At 44.3% G+C, this 18,471-nt stretch carries 18 protein-coding genes and 2 riboswitches; all 18 genes read right to left on the reverse strand.

Annotated elements, in window-relative coordinates; genetic code table 11:
• Window positions 1–7 precede the first annotated feature (7 nt).
• The 18 genes from hemC to DOZ58_RS09630 all read right to left on the reverse strand — a co-directional run bounded on the left by hemC (window position 8) and on the right by DOZ58_RS09630 (window position 18,467).
• Window positions 8–2,425 (reverse strand): hydroxymethylbilane synthase, encoded by a 2,418-nt coding sequence (gene hemC / locus DOZ58_RS09545; protein WP_111888070.1) that lies wholly within the window; start codon window positions 2,423–2,425, stop codon window positions 8–10.
• Window positions 2,426–2,443: 18 nt separating this feature from the next.
• Window positions 2,444–3,031, reverse strand: a complete 588-nt coding sequence (locus tag DOZ58_RS09550) for a bifunctional precorrin-2 dehydrogenase/sirohydrochlorin ferrochelatase (protein WP_111888071.1) — start codon at window positions 3,029–3,031, stop codon at window positions 2,444–2,446.
• Window positions 3,009–4,301, reverse strand: a complete 1,293-nt coding sequence (gene hemA / locus DOZ58_RS09555) for a glutamyl-tRNA reductase (RefSeq protein ID WP_111888072.1) — start codon at window positions 4,299–4,301, stop codon at window positions 3,009–3,011. Before hemA ends, DOZ58_RS09550 begins: the two co-directional genes overlap by 23 nt.
• Entirely contained in the window at window positions 4,276–5,118 is an 843-nt protein-coding gene (locus DOZ58_RS09560) for an energy-coupling factor ABC transporter ATP-binding protein (RefSeq protein WP_111888073.1), read from the reverse strand. Before DOZ58_RS09560 ends, hemA begins: the two co-directional genes overlap by 26 nt.
• On the reverse strand, window positions 5,111–5,821 hold the full coding sequence (gene cbiQ / locus DOZ58_RS09565) for a cobalt ECF transporter T component CbiQ (RefSeq protein WP_111888074.1): 711 nt from the start codon (window positions 5,819–5,821) through the stop codon (window positions 5,111–5,113). Before cbiQ ends, DOZ58_RS09560 begins: the two co-directional genes overlap by 8 nt.
• A gap of 204 nt (window positions 5,822–6,025) precedes the next feature.
• The gene (locus tag DOZ58_RS09570; protein ID WP_111888075.1) at window positions 6,026–6,325 is read right to left on the reverse strand and encodes an energy-coupling factor ABC transporter substrate-binding protein; all 300 of its coding nucleotides are present in this window, start codon (window positions 6,323–6,325) and stop codon (window positions 6,026–6,028) included.
• Window positions 6,303–7,040 (reverse strand): energy-coupling factor ABC transporter permease, encoded by a 738-nt coding sequence (locus DOZ58_RS09575; protein WP_111889732.1) that lies wholly within the window; start codon window positions 7,038–7,040, stop codon window positions 6,303–6,305. Before DOZ58_RS09575 ends, DOZ58_RS09570 begins: the two co-directional genes overlap by 23 nt.
• Before the next feature lie 168 nt (window positions 7,041–7,208).
• Window positions 7,209–7,390, reverse strand: a riboswitch (cobalamin riboswitch).
• Between the two features lie 221 nt (window positions 7,391–7,611).
• Window positions 7,612–9,612 carry an FtsX-like permease family protein gene (locus DOZ58_RS09580; RefSeq protein ID WP_111888076.1) on the reverse strand — a complete coding sequence of 667 codons (2,001 nt, stop codon included), beginning with the start codon at window positions 9,610–9,612 and terminating at the stop codon, window positions 7,612–7,614.
• Window positions 9,605–10,372, reverse strand: coding sequence for an ABC transporter ATP-binding protein (locus DOZ58_RS09585; protein WP_111888077.1), 768 nt, complete (start codon window positions 10,370–10,372; stop codon window positions 9,605–9,607). The genes DOZ58_RS09580 and DOZ58_RS09585 overlap by 8 nt, the downstream gene beginning before the upstream one ends.
• A gap of 125 nt (window positions 10,373–10,497) precedes the next feature.
• Window positions 10,498–11,508: a sensor histidine kinase gene (locus tag DOZ58_RS09590; RefSeq protein WP_111888078.1), complete on the reverse strand. Its 1,011-nt coding sequence runs from the start codon at window positions 11,506–11,508 to the stop codon at window positions 10,498–10,500.
• A gap of 12 nt (window positions 11,509–11,520) precedes the next feature.
• Entirely contained in the window at window positions 11,521–12,195 is a 675-nt protein-coding gene (locus tag DOZ58_RS09595) for a response regulator transcription factor (protein WP_111888079.1), read from the reverse strand.
• A 203-nt stretch (window positions 12,196–12,398) separates the two neighbouring features.
• Window positions 12,399–13,244, reverse strand: coding sequence for a hypothetical protein (locus tag DOZ58_RS09600; RefSeq protein WP_111888080.1), 846 nt, complete (start codon window positions 13,242–13,244; stop codon window positions 12,399–12,401).
• A gap of 90 nt (window positions 13,245–13,334) precedes the next feature.
• Window positions 13,335–14,048: a type 1 glutamine amidotransferase gene (locus DOZ58_RS09605; RefSeq protein ID WP_111888081.1), complete on the reverse strand. Its 714-nt coding sequence runs from the start codon at window positions 14,046–14,048 to the stop codon at window positions 13,335–13,337.
• Window positions 14,049–14,523: 475 nt separating this feature from the next.
• Window positions 14,524–14,709: riboswitch (cobalamin riboswitch) on the reverse strand.
• Window positions 14,710–14,754: 45 nt separating this feature from the next.
• Window positions 14,755–15,339 carry a precorrin-6Y C5,15-methyltransferase (decarboxylating) subunit CbiT gene (gene cbiT / locus DOZ58_RS09610; RefSeq protein ID WP_111888082.1) on the reverse strand — a complete coding sequence of 195 codons (585 nt, stop codon included), beginning with the start codon at window positions 15,337–15,339 and terminating at the stop codon, window positions 14,755–14,757.
• Window positions 15,332–15,958 carry a precorrin-6y C5,15-methyltransferase (decarboxylating) subunit CbiE gene (gene cbiE / locus DOZ58_RS09615; protein ID WP_111888083.1) on the reverse strand — a complete coding sequence of 209 codons (627 nt, stop codon included), beginning with the start codon at window positions 15,956–15,958 and terminating at the stop codon, window positions 15,332–15,334. Before cbiE ends, cbiT begins: the two co-directional genes overlap by 8 nt.
• Window positions 15,946–17,091, reverse strand: a complete 1,146-nt coding sequence (gene cbiD, locus DOZ58_RS09620) for a cobalt-precorrin-5B (C(1))-methyltransferase CbiD (RefSeq protein WP_111888084.1) — start codon at window positions 17,089–17,091, stop codon at window positions 15,946–15,948. The genes cbiE and cbiD overlap by 13 nt, the downstream gene beginning before the upstream one ends.
• Before the next feature lie 12 nt (window positions 17,092–17,103).
• The gene (gene cobI / locus DOZ58_RS09625) at window positions 17,104–17,844 is read right to left on the reverse strand and encodes a precorrin-2 C(20)-methyltransferase (RefSeq protein ID WP_111888085.1); all 741 of its coding nucleotides are present in this window, start codon (window positions 17,842–17,844) and stop codon (window positions 17,104–17,106) included.
• Window positions 17,838–18,467 carry a precorrin-8X methylmutase gene (locus DOZ58_RS09630; RefSeq protein ID WP_111888086.1) on the reverse strand — a complete coding sequence of 210 codons (630 nt, stop codon included), beginning with the start codon at window positions 18,465–18,467 and terminating at the stop codon, window positions 17,838–17,840. Before DOZ58_RS09630 ends, cobI begins: the two co-directional genes overlap by 7 nt.
• Between the last annotated feature and the right edge of the window lie 4 nt (window positions 18,468–18,471).

The raw sequence follows: 18,471 nt of genomic DNA on the forward strand, positions 1-18,471 counted from the left end.
TCAAATCTTATTTCTGAGCATCCTTCAAAATCGCATCCAGCATTCCCTGGATGGTATATGTTTCGGCTTCGATGTCCACAGCGATGCCCAGTTCCAGGCATTTCTTTGAGGTTTGGGGGCCGATTGACACCGCTTTTGCCGAGTTGATCGCGTTGATGTGCGCGGCGCCGATTTTTTCGACAAAAAACTCGGCGGTAGTGGAACTGGTAAAGGTAATATAATCAATTTCTTTGTTCTTTAACATTTCCAGTGGATCAACAGTGGCGTGATCTTCGCGGATGGTTTCGTAGCTTTTCACCTCGTCGACCGGACAGATTTTAGCTAGTTCTTCAACCACATAGATCCGAGCATTTTGGGAACGGGGAATCAGCACCCGGCTGTCTTTATTAAGCAACGGCGCCAACCCGCTAACTAATTCTTCGCCGACATATTTATCCGGCACAAAATCGGCCTGGAGGCCCCGGGCTAAGAGGGCCTTTTTAGTTCCTTCACCAATGGCGGTGATATGCAGATTGGCAAAGGCGCGGGCGTCTTTGCCACAGCGGGCCAGGGAGTCAAAAAAGATTTCCACGCCGTTGATGCTGGTAAAAATAATGTGACTGTAGTCCTTAAGGCACTTTACCTTTTCATCACAGGCCGCTTCGTTGATGGGGACAATTTTGATGGTTGGAAATTCAATCGCATTACCACCCAACTCAGTGATTTTTTCAACCATCTGGGAACTTTGTTCCCGGGACCTTGTGACGATAATGTTTTTTCCAAACAATGGTTTTTGATCAAAGAACCGCAGTTTTTGCCTTTTATTGACGACTTCCCCGACCACAATCAGGCTGGGGGCGGTGATTTTTGCTGCCGTTGCAATGTCGTAGATGGTGGTCAGGTTTCCGGTTACGACCCGCTGATAGGGGGTCGATGCCCGATGAACCACAGCCACCGGCATTTCGGGATTCATGCCATTTTTAACCAGTTCGTCACAAATCTTTTCCAGATTCTTGACGCCCATCAAAAAGACGATGGTGCCTTTTAACTTACCGAGCACCGGCCAATCCAGATCCGATGAGCCATCATAGGCGTTGGATTTTAAATGTCCGGTGATGACATGAAACGAAGACACGCAGTCCCGGTGGGTAATCGGAATCCCGGCATAAGCCAGTCCACCGATAACCGAGGTAATCCCGGGAATCACTTCAAACGGGACGCCAGCATCATAGAGGTCTTCCCCTTCTTCGCCGCCACGGCCAAAGACATAAGGATCTCCGCCTTTTAAGCGCAATACCAGTTTGCCTTCTAAGCCTTTTTGGACAAGTAAGGCATTGATATCTTCCTGGCGCATGGCATGATTGCCAGCTCGTTTGCCGACATAAACAATTTCGGCATCTGCTCGGGCATCATTTAAAAAGCTTTCATTGACCAGGGCATCATAAACCACCACATCGGCTTTGGTTAAAATAGCCTTGGCTTTAACGGTTAAGAGACCAGGATCTCCGCATCCGCCACCAGCCAGATAAACCTTCCCAACTTTTTTATGCACTGCGGTATAACATGCTGCTGCTAATTGTTTTCCCAACTTTTCTGCCTCCTCGGGTGTGCCTTCAATCGACTTTGTGACCACATGGCTACCATCTTCCAAACCATAAAGTCCATAAAGCACAATGGTGTCTGCTTTTATTTCACAAAATGCACCAACCGGAATATGACAGCTGCCGTTTAAGGCCTTTAAAAAACTGCGTTCGGCACTCATCTGAATGATCGTGTTGTGATCACTAATGGCAGCCATCAATTCTTTGACCGTCTCATTATCTTCCCGGACTTCGACTGCCAGAATTCCCTGAGCCGGTGCCGGAATAAAGGTGTTCTCCGGCAAGGCTACCGTCTGATAGGTGCTATCATTAAGCCGACCAATCCGCTTGAGACCAGCCGCGGCCAGAATAATACCATCTAACTGCTGTTCCTGCATTTTGCGAATCCGGGTATCGATATTTCCGCGAATGCCAACGATTTCTACATCCGGCCGCAGTTTTTGTAGTTGACTGATCCGGCGTTTGCTTCCGGTTGCTACGACCGCACCCTTTGGCAACTCATCCAGTGAAGAAATCTGATGGGGCGTCAGCAGGACATCCCGGGGATCTTCCCGAACGGTTGGAACCGTCAAAGCTAAGCCATCGGGCAGTTTTGAGGGCATATCCTTCATGCTGTGAATGGCCATATGGATGTCGCCGGATAGCAGCGCATCTTCTAACTCCTTGGTAAACAATCCCTTATCACCGATTTTATCAAGCGGTTTATCCTGAACCAGATCGCCTTTTGTTTTAATGATCACCATCTCGAAGTTTATTTGCGGATGGGCTTTGGCCAGGACATCAATCAGCCACTGGCTTTGGGTTCGGGCCAGAGTACTGCCTCTTGTTCCAACTTTTATATTCATTTCTCTTATCTCCAATTGTCAGTTATTTCCTAGTTTTGACCTGAGTTCTGCATTGGAACATCGGGACAATTCTTTAAGTTTTTCAGTTTTTTCATTCGGCGCACCATCACCCGCTAAAACAGCCTGTCGCAGTAATCGCAGTAAGGCTGTTTTTTCGGTATAGCTTTCATCGTAGCGGTCGGCCAGATCGTCGATAATGTGCTTCGTTAAAGAAGGACTGGCCCCTTCGGTACAGACCGACAGGGTTAAATCACCCCGGCGAATAACGCAAGGAAAAATAAAATCCGAATCCTTCGGATCATCGACCCGATTGCACCATATTTTTTGGGACGCACAGTCTCTTTTAATTTGTCCATTGAGCTCATGATTGTCAGTTGCCGCTACTACCAAATCGACACCAATGAGCTGCTCTTTGTGATAGCCGGAATCAATCCGGGTTAGCTGACCATTCTCAGTTTTAATGATCGACTCCAAAAAAACAGGACTCACCGCGATAACCTGCATGCCGTTTTCCAACAAGGTGACAATCCGTCTGGCAGCAACCTTGCCACCGCCGACAACCAGAACCTTTTTGCTTTCCAAGTTAAATAATAGCGGTGTCATCATTTTGTTGATCTTCCTGTGTTTTTTTGTCTTGAATTCCCGGGAACAGATAGGTCACGGTTTTTTCAATGCCAATAATTTGTTCTTCACACTCCAGTGACTTTAGTTGTTTAATCGGCGGCATCACCATTTCCCGAAATTTGGAGCGGATCACCTTAGCCAAATAAACCGCTTCTTTTTCACTTAAGGTTAATCGGCCGCAGAGGGTTTCAATGGTTTCCTCAGCCAGTTGCCGGGAGGTTTCGTTTAAATCACGAACCATATTATCGACCTTGGCGTGGGTCACCCAGGACAACAGACCATCGATTTCATCCTGAATTTCGGCCGCTATTTTTTTTGCAATCTTGACCCGATAAGCCATTTTTTCATCCATCATATTTTTAAAATCATCAATGGTCAGCAGTTTTACCTGAGGTAAGCTGCCAACGGCTTCTTCGACATCCCGGGGCAGTGCTAAATCGATCACGGTTAGCGGTTTACGCAGCGATTTCATTTCCGCGGCCTTCAAAACAACATGAGGCGATGCGGTGGCAGTAATAATCACATCCATGTCGGGAATGACTTGATAGCGGTCTTCATAATGGATCATCTGGACGTTTTCATGAATGGCCTCGCACTGATCCATATTATGAAAGGTACGGTTAGTCATGTAGGGGTTACAAAAGCCTTCGGCCTTCATATAGCGCAGTGCCAGCACACCCATTTTCCCGGACCCGATGATGAGTATTTTTTTATCGCCATAATCCTCGGGATACGCCCGTTTGATATGCTTTACCGCGGTTGAGCTTAAGGATAAGGGGGTTTCGGATATTTTATAATCGGTTTTCACTTTTTTAGTAAAGGTTATCGCTTCCCGAAACATTTTCGTCAGGTATTTACCACAGCCCTTGATGGCCTGGGATTTTTCCAACGCATCCTTGACCTGACCCAAAATCTGATCTTCGCCCAAAATCATCGAGTCCAAACCGGTAACCACCTCATAGAGATGGACCATCGCTTCCCGCTCTTTTTTAACAAAAAGATAGGGTGCCAGTTCCGCTGATTTTTCATGAAGATAAAAATCGGTTAAAATTTCCCCAGCCGCATCCTGGTCTCGGGTCGAGACGTAGATCTCACTGCGGTTACAAGTTGAAAGAATTATCACCTCGGCTATATCCGCTTCATTCAAAAGGGTCTGGATGGCCTCATTCAAGGTGCGATGAAGAAAAGCCCCTTTTTCCCGAATTTCCAAAGGTGTATCCTTATGATTAATTCCCGCTACTACCAGTTTCATCCACTTGAACCTCCTTTTTCTGATTTCTGATTGCTTCTTCCAGGGCAGCAATGCTGCGAAACCCTTTAATCCCCAGACACTGTTCCAGCCGGGTCATGGTTGCCTGTTCCAAACTGGCGGTTTCCAGGGCTTCAGTATTTTTAAAAACCGCAGTGGTTTCACCTTCTACCAGCACGCCGCCATGATGGAGCACATAGGTGTAATCACAAAATTCATAAATAAAATCCATATCATGGCTGGATAAAATAATCTTGATGCCCTTAGCCAGTGCCCCTTTGATGATCGCTTTGACCCCAGCCTTGCTTTTAGGATCGAGCCCTAAGGTGGGTTCATCCATCAGGATGATCTCCGGTTCGACGGCTAAAACCCCGGCCATCGCCACCCGTTTTTTTTGCCCATAACTGAGATAATGCACTGGCCGATCGGCCAAAAGTGTGATGCCGGTGGCTTCCATCGCCGCCTTCACCCGCTCATCGATGACCGCACTAGCCATGCCCATATTCCTCAGAGCAAAGGCCACATCATCATATATGCCGGAATAAAAGACCTGCTTATCCGATTCCTGAATCACCAGCCCAATCGATTTGCGAAATTCATAGAGATTTTTTTTCTTATAGGATAAGGGTTCTTCTTTAAAAAAAACGGTTCCTTCCGTTGGTTTGATCAACCCAATCAGCGCCGACATCAAGGTCGATTTTCCAGCTCCGTTTTCACCGATCAGGGCGATGCAATTCCCTTTACTTCCGTCAATAGAGACACTTTTTAAGGCCTTAGTGCCGTCCGGATATTGATATGTCAAATTATTAGTTTTAATCATTTTTCAGACCTTTCCGATAGCTTACATGAAAATCTCCCTGATATTGCTTTAATTCCAGGGTTTGTGTCATCTCCTCGTAGCTCTGAATGGCCATGAGAAACAAATTGCTTAACATCATTGCAATGGATTGGATGGCAACTTTAAAATTGCGATAGCCAAACCGCAATTCCTGGGCAGTTGCCATGACTTTAAGTTTATCCCAGTAATCAAAGATGAAGCGGTAGGTTAAAACAAATATTTCTAAAAAAGTATTGCTGATATGGGCTTTTTTCATGACTCCGGCGATCTGCATCACCGGGGTTGTGTAAATTAAAAAAAGCATACAGGAAACTCCTGCCATCGCTCGACAGAAAACCAGGCTGGCCAGCACCAGATTGGTGGCAGTGATACCGATGGTAAACTGAAAAAAGTTAAATGCAAATAAATAATCACCACTACCACGACTTCCGCTGGCGATGGTAAACAATAACGCCAGGGCTCCGGGGATAATAAAGAGGGAGTCAAAAATCAGGGTATGCAGATAAATCCGCACCGGAATTTTTGCCCACAATAGGGTACACCCCACCATAACACCAAAAACCCCTGCCATATACAGGGGTTCATTGATGAAGAAAACCGAAAGGAGCATGACTAACGAAACCACTACCTTCACAGTAGGATTGGCATTGTTTAGTTTATTGGTATGGGCAAAACGATCAATCATGGTTGTCTCCTTCTAAGATGCAGTTAATATTTATATAAGTCGCCGGACTTCAGGTTGGTGACAAACTCCCGTACCGACCAATTGTTAATCTGATGTATACTGCAAGCTCGGACAGGCTCCCGCCGTGTCCGCCTTGATGCACAGGGTCTGACCCCTAGGTCACAACATGATGTAACAAGTGTCGGTACTGCTTTATCTTACTATTTACACTGATTTATCGGCTTTTTCATTTTTTTTCGACTTTTTATAAAGGTAGAAAAAGCAGATTCCCAGACCGCCGACACCTAAAATCTGTTGGAAGAGGAATAGGTTTTCTTCCATCTCGCCGGGATCAAACAAGCTTTCAAACCAGGGCACATAATTTTCATCGATTGCGGTGATGGCTGTTCCAGCAGCATCATCTGCGCCTGAAAACTCAGCGTCCGGCAAAGCAATCTGAGGGATAATAATCAGTGCGCCAATTAATAAAATCAGAACAACCTTAGTTATCGGTGAGAGTTTCATTTGAAATAATCCCCTTTTCTTTATATTGGTAAATGGCGTTAACCACCAGTACGGTTAAAATGCCTTCGATAATTGCCAGTGGTATCTGGGTAATCGCAAAAATACTTAAGAACTTAACAACGGAAGCTACAATCCCCCCGACCGGGTCCGGAAAGGCTAGTCCCAACTGGATGGAGGTGGTTACATAGGTTGCCAGATCGGCAATAAAGGCGGCTAAAAAAACGGTTAAGGCTTTGGGAACATTGATTTTTGACAGCCCTTTGTAAATCCCGTAAGCCACAAAAGATCCGACAATTGCCATCGAAAAGGCGTTGGCACCCAAAGTTGTCAGCCCGCCATGAGCCAGCAGCAGCGCCTGAAACAAAAGCGCAATGGTACCAACTACTACAGTGGCAAAGGGTCCCAAGAGGATCGCGCCCAAGCCGATCCCTGTCATATGAGAAGAACTCCCCGTTACCGAAGGCAGTTTAAACGCTGATAAGGCAAAGGTAAAAGCCGTTGCTATGGCTAAAAGAACTTTTTGCTCAGGTTTGTCTTTGAATATCTTCCCAACCTGATAGAGTCCGAAGGCGATAAACGGCAGGGCTAGCACCCACCAGAAAACAGCCCAACCAATGGGTAAAAAGCCTTCCATAATATGCATAGCGTTTACAGGCTGGGCAGCCAAAACAACCATTAAAAACGCGATTCCCACAACGGTCATGGTTTTTTTCATTTTCTCCATGCTAACCTCCATTTTATGATAATTTACCGAAAAAAAACCTTTTCCCCACAATACTATGGGAAAAAAGGTTTTATCATTACACATATCCATCAATTCTATGATTCACACCAAGAACCAACTTTTGTTAATGTTACTAACTTCCCTTTTCCCTGGAAGGACACTTTAGTACATCATATTAGTAGGTTTCCTGACTTATAGCTTTTATTCTCCTCGCCTTCCCAGACAAAACGTGCCCAGTGGCCAATTTAAGGAGACATAACTAATTACAGTGACCGGATCGTTCTGGATTCTAACCAGATTCCCTCAATGAAATTTTTCATCCTAAATGATTTTTTACATTTTTATTTAATTGTGGTTATATTATAACATGGATACGATAAATGTACAGTTTTTTTTAAGTGAATTAAGGCTAAAAGCAGTTTTACATGTAGCTTTGATGCCTCCCTCTATTTTTTTACAAACCTTCAATAAGGCCCATTAACTGCCCCTATTACGATAGGCAACACTGATCTTTTAATTAAATGAACTGGGAGGGATTCTTATTAACCAATCGTTGTAACTATTAATGAATCATCTTATAATAGGATCTGGCCGTGAGTAGATAAACCCCAGTATACACTAAAGCATAAACAACAACCCCCACAAGCGTGCATAAAAGAATTAGGGGTATATTGGTCAGCCGGAAGGCGGCTAACATTTTAGTAATAACCGGAAAGGCAAAAGCCACGTGGATGATGGCTCCGGCCAGGGGCAGAAAAAATACCATTAAGATCTGCTTGCCAATAGTTTTTTTAACCTCGGTTTTATCCATCCCCACCTTCTGCATAATGACAAACCGTTCGCTGTCTTCATAACCTTCAGAAATCTGTTTAAAATAGATAATTAACACCGTGGCCATCATAAAGAGGGAGCCCAGAAATACACCCAGGAATAAAAAACCACCAAATATTCCATAAAGTTCTGCCAGTGATTCATAAATATTTCTTATCTCAATATCCGGATTGAGCTGACTAACCGAAGCCCTCACCTGTTTTGAAAAATGGTTAATATTATCTTCACTGCCACTGAGATTAAACATCATGGCGTGATGAATCGCTGGTGACTCACTGTCAGCATTGTCTTTATTGGCATTCATGGCCGTGTAAATAGTCGACATCATCTGTTCGTCATTGACAATGATATAATAGCTATTTCCGGTAATCAATTTCTTTTTGAAGTCCATCGGCACTGATTCGAGCTGTTCAACCACCAAAAACAGATTTTCGCCAAAAACCACGGTTTGTTCCTGGTAATTCTCACCGGCTGAAAAAATCATTACTTCATTTTCTGCCAGGGTTTTGTTTTGATTCGTCATCCGGTTGTAATCTTCTAGCGGTACCGTGGTAATCTTACTGATCGTATTATAATACGTTAGATCCAAGTTCTCATCCGTTACCATATCCGGCAGAAAATGGCTGCCCTCCTTAAAGGCCGTAAAGGTACTCATATCAAAAGACAGTTCATTTGTTGTTTCCACCTTGGCACTGGTCTTTTCGGCTACAACAATTTTTTCAATCTCCGAAAAATCGGTGGTTTCAGCCGCACCAATAAAGCTCACATCCATGGGATAGTAATCCCGCCGCATACTTTCCTGACCGATGTATAAGGATACCGTCGTGGAGATCGTGACCAATACCATGGTGCTGAGAATACAAATATTAGCCAGACCGACAGCATTTTGTTTCATTCGATAAATCATCCCGGAAACTGAAATAAAATTTCGGGACTGGTAATAGAACTTTTTATTCTTCTTCAAGCATTTTAGCAGTGTGACGCTCCCCGCTGTAAACAAAGCATAGGTTCCGATGATGACAAAAATAACGGCCACAAAGAAAAGCAGTATCGCTTCAATGGGATCTTGCACTGATAAAGCAATCGCATAGCCAATTCCCAGCGAAATCACGCCGATGAGCGTCATCAGCCATGAAGATTTTGGTTCTTTTTCACCATGCTCCCCACCTCTTAATAAATCAATGGGGTTGGTAAGCTTTACCTGCAAAAAATTAGTTAATAGGGTCAAGCCAAAAATAGCCAGAAATACAACCGTCGTATATAACAAACCCATCTGATCAATCTTAAAAGCAAGTGGACTTTTAATATGAGCAAGGTTAAGAAGGATTAGAAACATCAGTTTCCCAATCAGGACCCCACCAAGGAGCCCTAAACTCAAACTGATTACCGTCACAAATAGCGTTTCATAGAATAACACTCTGGCAATATGCTTCTTTTCCATTCCCAGAATACTGTATAATCCCAGTTCTTTTTTTCGTCGTTTAATCAAAAAACTGTTGGTATAGAAGAGAAAGATCACCGCAAAAATGCCAATAACAATAATCCCGAGGAATAATAATATTTTCAAGCTTTCCGAACCTTGCATTGCGTCTAATCCCTTATTGCTTTGGATTGAAACGATGGTATAAAAAGCCATAATCGATCCGATACAAGTCAGTATATAAGGGATGTAGGTGTTCCCGTTTTTCTTTAAATTGACCAGCGCCAACTTGGGATAAAAAAACTTATTCAAGGTTCTCACCTCCGGTTGCCAGTATCGACAAGGTAAAGGATATTTTCTGATACATGTCGTCGTTACTCATCGAACCCCGATAGATCTGATTGTATATTTCGCCATCTTTGATAAATAACACCCGGTTGGCATGACTGGCTGCTGCCACTGAGTGAGTAACCATCAGGATCGTCTGACCCAGGTCATTGATGGTTGAAAAGATCTTTAGCAGATTCATCGCCGCCTTGGAATCCAAGGCACCGGTGGGTTCATCAGCGAGCACCAGTTTGGGCTCGGTAATCAGTGCCCGGGCCACTGCGGCCCGCTGTTTTTGCCCTCCGGAAACCTCGTAGGGGAATTTTTGTAGCAGTTCCTCGATTTCTAATCGCTGCGAAAGGGGCTTAATCCGGCTGTTCATTTCTTCAAATTTTTTCTGAGCCAATACCAGCGGCAAAAAGATATTATCCTGAATCGAAAAGGTATCTAAAAGATTAAAGTCCTGAAAGACAAAACCCAGATTATCCCGACGAAAGGCCGAAATGTCACTGTCTTTGATAGTGACAATATTTTTACCGTCCAGAAACACCTCCCCACTGGTGGGTTTATCAAGCGATGCCAGAATATTGAGCAGGGTTGTTTTTCCTGAACCGGATTCTCCCATGATGGCCACGTATTCGCCCTGTTCAACCGAGAAACTAACATTAGACAGCGCCTGTACCTGATTCCCGCCAAACCGGGTGGTATAGATCTTTTTTAAATTCTTTACTTCGAGTAATCGCATTATTTTTCTCCCTCTATGATTTGAAATTTTCTTATCGACAACTAAAGTATAAAGGAAACGCAGCTGCCCTGCCATCGCTTCGACTTACATTTCGACTTCTAATCTTACACTTTTGTAAGGTTGTCTTATAAGGCTTCAAACCGCTTAGTGGCCAGATCAATGCTGACTCGGGTGCCCTTTCCCACCTGGGAGGTTACAGTAATTACGTGGGAGAGCTTATTTAATACTTGCTGACTCAAGTAAAGACCGATGCCGGTAGATTTTTTATCCATTCTGCCGTTGTAACCGGTAAAGCCCCGATCAAAAATCCGTTTAATATCTTCTTCTCTGATTCCAACACCGGTGTCAGAAATAATTAGGTTTTTTTCTGAATGTTCATCCAAATAAATGGATATCTTCCCCTGATTGGTGTATTTCAGAGCGTTTGAAATAATCTGTTCCAGAACAAAGATCAGCCATTTTTCGTCGGTTAGAACACGGCAATTCATTTCTTCCAACTCCAACGATATTTTTTTATTGATAAAAATAATGCTATATTTTTTCACCGCCTGTCTGATGAGGTCTGCCAAATCATACTCAACCAACAGCAAATCTGATGACATACTTTCAAGCCTTAAATACTGGAGCACCATCTCGACGTATTGTTCAATTTTGAAAAGTTCCTGGGCATAGGTGCTGGTGCGTTCCCTATCACCTTCCTCCGTCTGAAGTAACAGTCCCATTGCTGAGATAGGGGTTTTAATCTGATGGGCCCATAAGGTGTAGTAGTCAATCATATCCGTTTGCCGGTTATCGAACTGGGAGATCAGCTCAGCCCGATTCTCCGCCAATACCCGGGTCAGGGTTTGATAGTCTACTTCCAGCAAATCCCGAGGCTTTGGTAATTCCCCCACCCCAGCGGTGGCCCTACTGATCGCCTCTGTCAGGCGCTGATGCTTTTGATAAAACTGCACAAAATCCAGACCGGCAAAAACAACGGCCAGAGCCATAACCAGTTCAGTACTATAAACAATCGGCTCCAGCGGCAAATAATACAGGGCATATACCATGGCAAAGACAAGTATGAATAAGACAAAGGCGACCATTACCTTAATCCGACTTTTCAAGTAAGCACCCAATACAAATAATATTTTCATTTTACACCTCGATTAATCCCCAATTAAATAGCCGACGCCTTTTTTAGTGGCAATAAAATCGGCCAGCCCGGCTGTTTCCAATTTCTTGCGCAGCCTGGCAATATTTACCGTCAAGGTGTTATCGTCCACAAAGCAGTCGCTGTCCCAAAGCCGTTTCATAATCACATCCCGAGAGACCACCTTGCCCTTATTTTCCAGTAAAATTTGAAGGGTTTTAAACTCATTTTTACTTAGCTCCACTTTTTGATCCACATAGATAATGCTGGCATCATTAAGATTTAGAATCGCGCCCTTATGTTCCAGTAGGCTTACTTGGCCCTGAAAGGAGTAGGTCCGCCTAAGCAGAGCTTGAATCTTTGCCACCACCACCGCCAGATCAAAGGGCTTGGCAATAAAGTCATCGCCGCCCATGTTCATTGCCATAACAATATTCATGTTATCACTGGTCGACGAAATAAAAATAATCGGCACCTTAGAAAGCTTGCGGATTTCGCTGCACCAATGGTAGCCGTTAAAAAATGGCAGGGAGATATCCAAAAGGACAAGCTGCGGATCATAGGCCACAAACTCATCCATAATATGATGGAAATCCGCAACGATTTGGGTTTCAAGTTCCCATTTATCCAAATGATTTTTTAGTGCTTTTGCTATAATCTGATCGTCTTCTACAATTAGTATTTTATACATACCGAACCATCCTATCCTTTTCTGACCGTGGGCAAAGTAAAACACTGATGCTTTGTTGCCGCTTTGTTGCCGCTTAACTCCCATTATAAATCAAAGTAGCCCAATTTCAAAATCGATCTGAAATTCGACTGTCAGATTTGTTCTTATCGATAACGTTAAAACTCCCCATTGCATGACGGGGAGTTTTTTTGTATCGCTAAAATTTATTCCACACTCCAGGCTTCCACATTGGGGATGGAGTATTGCTGACCATCATCAGTGGTGTCGGTATAAAGGTATTCAACAGTTCCCCATACGGTTACCATTTGGCCTTCAACAAAGGGGGATTCTCCAGAGTTTAAGCGATAATAGACCTGTACCATTTGATTAGGATCATCGTTTAAATCCATGATAAAATCACAGAAGTAGTGTTGATTTTCAAAGTTTTCATAAACCTGATAAACCCGTCCCGTCATCTTGACCTTATTTCCGGTTTCATTTTTAGCCGTTTCAACTACATCGGCATAAGATAACTCTGTGGTCTGAGCTTTAAACGGATCCAATCGGGCCTTTCTCTGGACAGTCGTCTCGTCGTAATAGCCCATGTCAAAATTACCCTCGTAAATTATATCGCCATAATAATTGTAAAGCGTGCCCTGTCCATCATAACGATTATCGGTGTAATTGCCATCATATAAGAGCTTCTTATCAAGATACTCTTGTCCCGGCCCATTTAAAAGATCATTCTGATAATTACCTTCCTGTGTGAACCCATCTTCCCAAACGGTTTCTCCCATTCCCTGAAAATGGCCTTGTTCCCATGTACCGTCATAGGTCCAGGCAACTTCAGCATCATTGGAAACCGTAAACACGCCAGTTCCCTGAGGCAAACCTTTTACCAATTGGCCGTTATAGGTGCCGGTTTTTTCGCCAAATGATAAGGCTAAGGTAATTTCCTGGTTTTTTACCGACTCCGATTTATTGCCAAAAATGCTCGGAATCAGCGAGCAGCCTGACAGCAATAGCGCTAAGCCAAGGGCTGTCAGTATCAATGTTATCTTTTTCATCATACATTCCTTTCAAAACTAAATGTTTGCAAACCATTTGCTTGGTATTTACCCATTCTTTCACCAGTCATTTGTTTTTGCCAAAAATTTTTATTAAAGATCGTCAACCTCAACCATCTGTTTTAGTTGGGTCAGAAAGGCGGCCATCCACTGATTATCCTGACGGATGTATTCCGGATGGGCTAAGACCTCTTTTGGCAACTGGACATAATCATCCGGAACCATTTCATCGCCGCAATTTGCAATCAGATCATTAATAATCGGCAGGGTGTTTTCCAGGTGAAACTGAAAGCCAAAAACTCTTTTGTTATAAATGAAGGCCTGATTTTTGCAGGCGGTGCTTGCGGCAATGACCGTGGCCGCCTCAGGCAGCTCGACAAAGGTATCACCATGCCAGTGAAAAACCACCGGGTTGTCCGGAAAAAATGCAAACAGCGGTGACACTTTGGCTTCTTTAGAAAACGTGATCGGGAGCCAGCCGATTTCTTTTTGTTTGTTCTGAACAACCTTCCCGCCAATGCTATCAGCAATTAACTGACTGCCGAGACACATACCAAGGACCACCTTGTTAGCTTTTATGGCGGCTTTGATCAAATTTTTTTCGGCCCTCAGCCAGGGGTATTGATCTTCTTCATAAATGTTCATGGGACCTCCCATCACCACCAGCCAGTCAAATTCATTTACCTCCGGCAGTGCTTCATCGTTATACAATTGCGTCGAGGTAATAATACTTTGATTGGTTTTTGCCCACACTAGAATACTGCCGGGATTTTCAAAGGGTACGTGCTGTAAATAGTGAATTCTCATCTGTGACCTTCCTATCTGATTATTGATTATTATCCTTATTTTTATGCAAGTATACCATTTTAAACGCATTTTTTAAATTTTTTTATTTAAAGGCAAATAAAAAAAGCACAACCAGAACTGGATGCACTTTTTTTATTGGTACTCAGATTTTTGGCCAGAAAAATCTAAGCAGAAATGAGGAATAATATTCTATCAAAAATGTAAATTAATGAAAGCAAGGTAAATTCGGGGATGTCACACACCATCCCCGAGGAAGGGAATTAAATACTGACTTGGAGATGTCCTTCTATTCGAAGAGATTCTACTTTTGGCTAGGAGAAATTAACCAACTCCCAAGAATCACACACTTCCTGGGTTCGCTTGCAATCGTTGTCGACAACAAGACGAAAAAAAATCCTTCTCCAGTGGAGAAGGATAAAAGAATCATACTTACAAATTTAAATATAATGCTCTTACAGCCCTCTAAATCGGAGGTTGTTAAGAAATCACTACAAACAGGTCTTCTGGCTCAACAATCAACTTTCCATCTCCCTTCCCGTTAAGTTCTTAACAGTGGTTATGAGACGGTCATCATGTTTTACAGCTGCGATTACAGCAAAGGATTTACACCTTTTTCCCTTGAATATAGGACAAGTTCACTATTTAATTAAGTTTATTTTACACCAGGTTGCACTTCTTGTCAATAGCATTTTGAACCTTTGAGTCGTTAATTTAATTCAGCATCCCCAGTGATAATAAAAATCGGGTTGGCGGCCTTTAGCATCGTTAAACCACCAATGCCTTCGCCCCGGCTGATGCCCACTTGAACCAGTTCTACATTTTCAAAATACTGGTTCATCAGGGTGGTGGCCTGGGCGGCGTTCTCCAGGGTGACAAAATTGGCAATGACCCGACCACTGGCCCGGAGATTGGCCTTACACCACTGAAACAGGCCTTCCATATTACCGCCGGAACCACCGATGATGACCCGATCCACTGGCTCTTTAATTTCAGCCAGCACTTCTGGCGCCTTACCGGGGATAATGACCACATGGTTGGCATTAAAATGTTCTTTATTCTTTTTTACCAGTTCCAGCGCCGTTTCTTTGGCTTCCACAGCATAGACCTTACCATGGTCGGCGGCATAAGCTGCTTCCATAGTGAGACCCCCGGTGCCGGCGCCGATATCTACGACCACATCGCCGGGGTTTATCCCCAGCAACGAAATGGTGAGGATGCGGATTTCGCGTTTAGTCATCGGTGCCTTACCCCGAATATAGGCCTCGTCCTTGTATCCTGCTATCTTACTCATTGATGACCACCACGACTGCCAGCCCTTCCTCCTGATAGCTCAGGGCTTCTGTTACGGTTAAGCGGGTTATTTTCTCATTAGGATAGGATAACTCTTCACCAACATAAAGCAAGCTGTTTTCACAACCGACTGATTTAAGAATCCCGGCAATAAACGCAGTATTATTATTTTTGTCAGTAAGAATGCCCAGCTTTTTATTTTTTGCCAGAGCTGCCGCCAAATCCTGATCCCGGCCATGAAGGCTCATCAGCTTAGCATCTTCCCAACACATTGCCAGTTTGGCAAAAAAATACTGCAACGAACTAATCCCGGGGATGCAGACAATGTCCTTTTCCGGTACTACTTTTTTGGCATAGGTCAGCAGACTATAAAAGCCGCAGTCACCGGAAACAACCAGCGCGGTTTTCTTAGTCTTGTATACCTGGGCAACCTTTTCCATCAGCTCACTTAGGGGGGTTCCCTTGCCGATAAAAAGCATTTCTTTACCACTGGCATCAAAACTTTCAGCATGGCGGGTGCCACAGAGAATCACTTCTGCCGCTTCAATTTCTTTTAATGCGATCGGCAGTATATAATCCGGATGTCCCGGTCCCAGTCCAATAATTTTTAATGGGTACATAATCGTTTCCTCAACTCTTCTGCGTCTTTGCTTTGTCCTAAAAAGCCATGGATCTTGGAAAACAACACCACTTCCATTTCAATGGTGCCATAAACCCGATCGGTGACCTTTTTCTTTATGACCTCGGCCAGATGATCAAAATAGTCCGGCAAATTTTTGCTCAGAATTAAATCGGTTGCTTCATCGGTGGTTTTAGAGGTCATGATTTTTTCCATCGTTTTCTGGGTTGCGCCGAGCAAACCGGCGTGGGCGGTTAGAATTTCCATCCGTCCGTCGGCAACACTGCTATGGGTATTAAAAATCCCCCCAGCCAGCTTCACCAGTTTTCCCAGATGGCCAATCAGCAGAATCTTATCAAAACCCATCCGTTCAGCCTCATCCAGCATAAAACCGATATAATTACTGGTTTTTACCAGTACCTCCTCAGAAAGTCCCAGTTCCTCGGAAAAGTCTTTCCCATAATTGCCGGGGACAAAGATGATTTCTTTAAAGCCTTTGGCATGGAGCACTGAGAGTTCCAGTTTCAGGGACGCCTTAAGGGCATCTTCACTCATCGGCTCAACAATCCCGGAAGTGCCGATAATCGACAGTCCGCCTTTAATCCCCAGCTTGGGATTAAAGGTTCGTTTGGCCAGTTCCACACCCTGGGGAATGGACAGCTCGACCCGCCAACCTTTCGGTAAATCCGTGATCTGACGTGCGGCTTCAGAAGCTAAAACCGTTTTAATCTCCCGGGTAATCATCTCCCTTGGGGTCGGATTAATGGCCGGTTCACCCGGAGGAATACTGAGTCCCACTGAGGTGACCGTACCGACACCAATACCGGCTGCAAACTCAATTCCGGCCTGGTCTGATGGGGTGATTTTCGAAAAAACCTTGACGCCATTGGTCACATCCGGATCGTCCCCAGAGTCTTTGATCACTGAGCAGGAGGCTTCGTTTTCTGAAAAAGTCTGATCGTGCAGCACCAGATCCAGGGTCCAGCCCTTGGGTGTACTGATTTCAATGGTTTCCCATTTCTGTTGATTTAAAAACATTAACAGTGCCGCTTTGGTGGCGGCGGTGGCGCAAGAGCCGGTGGTATAGCCGTAGCGCAGGGTCTTGCCATTTTTTTCAATGGTTTTATTTAACATGGCTTACCTCCCTTACTGAAGGGGATAATTCTTTTTGATTAATAAGGTCGATAAATACGGGATCTTACCTTTTAAGACATCAATATCCCGGACCACTTGCTGGGTGTCCATACCGATGTTGGATACCAGCACAAAGCTTTTTTCCAGCCCGCGGGCTTCCAGTTCCTCAGCCATCCAGGCATTATTGGCGGAAATTTTCATCACCACAATATTCTGGTGGGCATCCAAAATCGCCCGGATTTCTTCTACTGGCTGAGTCATCGCCACAATCCCCAAGGATTCTTCTCCCTGGGTCAGGGGAATATTGAGTTGCGCCCCGAGATTGCAAAATGACGGCACCCCTGACAGGGTGATCACTTCAATACTACGTTTTAGTAGATATTCCATCACATAAGAATAGGTGCTAAAGACCATCGGATCACCCAGAGTAATAAAGGCGACGTCCTTGCCCTGATTAAGCAGCACTTCAATTTCATCGGCATTTTCTTTCCATTGTTTTTGCAAGGCTTCCCGTTCCTGAGACAGGGAAATCATCGGAAAATTCATTTCCAGAACTTTTGACAAATCGGAGATATGACTTTTGACAATTTCAAAGGCAACACTGGTGCTGCCCACTTTTTTTACCGGGGTAATCACCATATCACAGGCATCTAAAACCTTAGCCGCTTTAACGGTGAGCAGATCGGGATCGCCGGGGCCAACTCCGATGCCATAAAAATTTCCTTTTTTTGTAGCGCTCATCATTCTTACCATTCTCTTCCCAGTTGATAAAGCATGGCATTAAGAATCGCCGCCACGACCGGACTGCCGCCTTTTCGTCCGTTGATCCGAATGATGGGACTGTCAATCTGATCCAAAGCTTCCTTGGATTCCGCCGCGCCGACAAAACCGATTGGCGCACCGATAATCAGGGCTGGTTTGGCATTGCCAAGCTTGACCTGTTCAATCAGGGTATATAAGGCGGTTGGCGCATTACCGATGGCAAAGATGCCCACACTGTCGTCCTTCAACGCTCTTTCCATGCTGACCGTGGAGCGGGTGACGCCGCGCTTTTTGGCTTCTGCGGCGACATCGGCATCGTGGACAAAATTGACAATTTCAATGCCGTGGTCAGCCAGTGCTTTTTTATTAACTCCGACCTGAATCATCCGGGTGTCGGCATAAATTTTCTTGCCCTGTTTCAGTGCTTCGATGCCACTTTCATAACCGTTGTTTAAAATTTCCAGTAAATCCGCATATTCAAAATCAGCGGTGGTATGGATGATCCGTTTAACCATCGGGGCAATGGCTTCCGGGAAAACCTTATCGCCCATTTCAGCGGTAATAATCTCAAAACTACGCTCTTCAATTTCTCGGGGGTTGTTAATGTATTCCATTTTT

Source organism: Acetobacterium sp. KB-1 (assembly GCF_003260995.1).
Lineage (GTDB): Bacteria > Bacillota > Clostridia > Eubacteriales > Eubacteriaceae > Acetobacterium > Acetobacterium carbinolicum.

What these genes read in the sequence shown, in the direction of transcription:
- hemC (WP_111888070.1), bottom strand. Translation starts at nt 2,425, where the DNA reads ATGAATATAAAAGTTGGAACAAGAGGCAGTACTCTGGCCCGAACCCAA.
- DOZ58_RS09550 (WP_111888071.1), bottom strand. Translation starts at nt 3,031, where the DNA reads ATGATGACACCGCTATTATTTAACTTGGAAAGCAAAAAGGTTCTGGTT.
- hemA (WP_111888072.1), bottom strand. Translation starts at nt 4,301, where the DNA reads ATGAAACTGGTAGTAGCGGGAATTAATCATAAGGATACACCTTTGGAA.
- DOZ58_RS09560 (WP_111888073.1), bottom strand. Translation starts at nt 5,118, where the DNA reads ATGATTAAAACTAATAATTTGACATATCAATATCCGGACGGCACTAAG.
- cbiQ (WP_111888074.1), bottom strand. Translation starts at nt 5,821, where the DNA reads ATGATTGATCGTTTTGCCCATACCAATAAACTAAACAATGCCAATCCT.
- DOZ58_RS09570 (WP_111888075.1), bottom strand. Translation starts at nt 6,325, where the DNA reads ATGAAACTCTCACCGATAACTAAGGTTGTTCTGATTTTATTAATTGGC.
- DOZ58_RS09575 (WP_111889732.1), bottom strand. Translation starts at nt 7,040, where the DNA reads ATGAAAAAAACCATGACCGTTGTGGGAATCGCGTTTTTAATGGTTGTT.
- DOZ58_RS09585 (WP_111888077.1), bottom strand. Translation starts at nt 10,372, where the DNA reads ATGCGATTACTCGAAGTAAAGAATTTAAAAAAGATCTATACCACCCGG.
- DOZ58_RS09590 (WP_111888078.1), bottom strand. Translation starts at nt 11,508, where the DNA reads ATGAAAATATTATTTGTATTGGGTGCTTACTTGAAAAGTCGGATTAAG.
- DOZ58_RS09595 (WP_111888079.1), bottom strand. Translation starts at nt 12,195, where the DNA reads ATGTATAAAATACTAATTGTAGAAGACGATCAGATTATAGCAAAAGCA.
- DOZ58_RS09600 (WP_111888080.1), bottom strand. Translation starts at nt 13,244, where the DNA reads ATGATGAAAAAGATAACATTGATACTGACAGCCCTTGGCTTAGCGCTA.
- DOZ58_RS09605 (WP_111888081.1), bottom strand. Translation starts at nt 14,048, where the DNA reads ATGAGAATTCACTATTTACAGCACGTACCCTTTGAAAATCCCGGCAGT.
- cbiT (WP_111888082.1), bottom strand. Translation starts at nt 15,339, where the DNA reads ATGAGTAAGATAGCAGGATACAAGGACGAGGCCTATATTCGGGGTAAG.
- cbiE (WP_111888083.1), bottom strand. Translation starts at nt 15,958, where the DNA reads ATGTACCCATTAAAAATTATTGGACTGGGACCGGGACATCCGGATTAT.
- cbiD (WP_111888084.1), bottom strand. Translation starts at nt 17,091, where the DNA reads ATGTTAAATAAAACCATTGAAAAAAATGGCAAGACCCTGCGCTACGGC.
- cobI (WP_111888085.1), bottom strand. Translation starts at nt 17,844, where the DNA reads ATGGTAAGAATGATGAGCGCTACAAAAAAAGGAAATTTTTATGGCATC.
- DOZ58_RS09630 (WP_111888086.1), bottom strand. Translation starts at nt 18,467, where the DNA reads ATGGAATACATTAACAACCCCCGAGAAATTGAAGAGCGTAGTTTTGAG.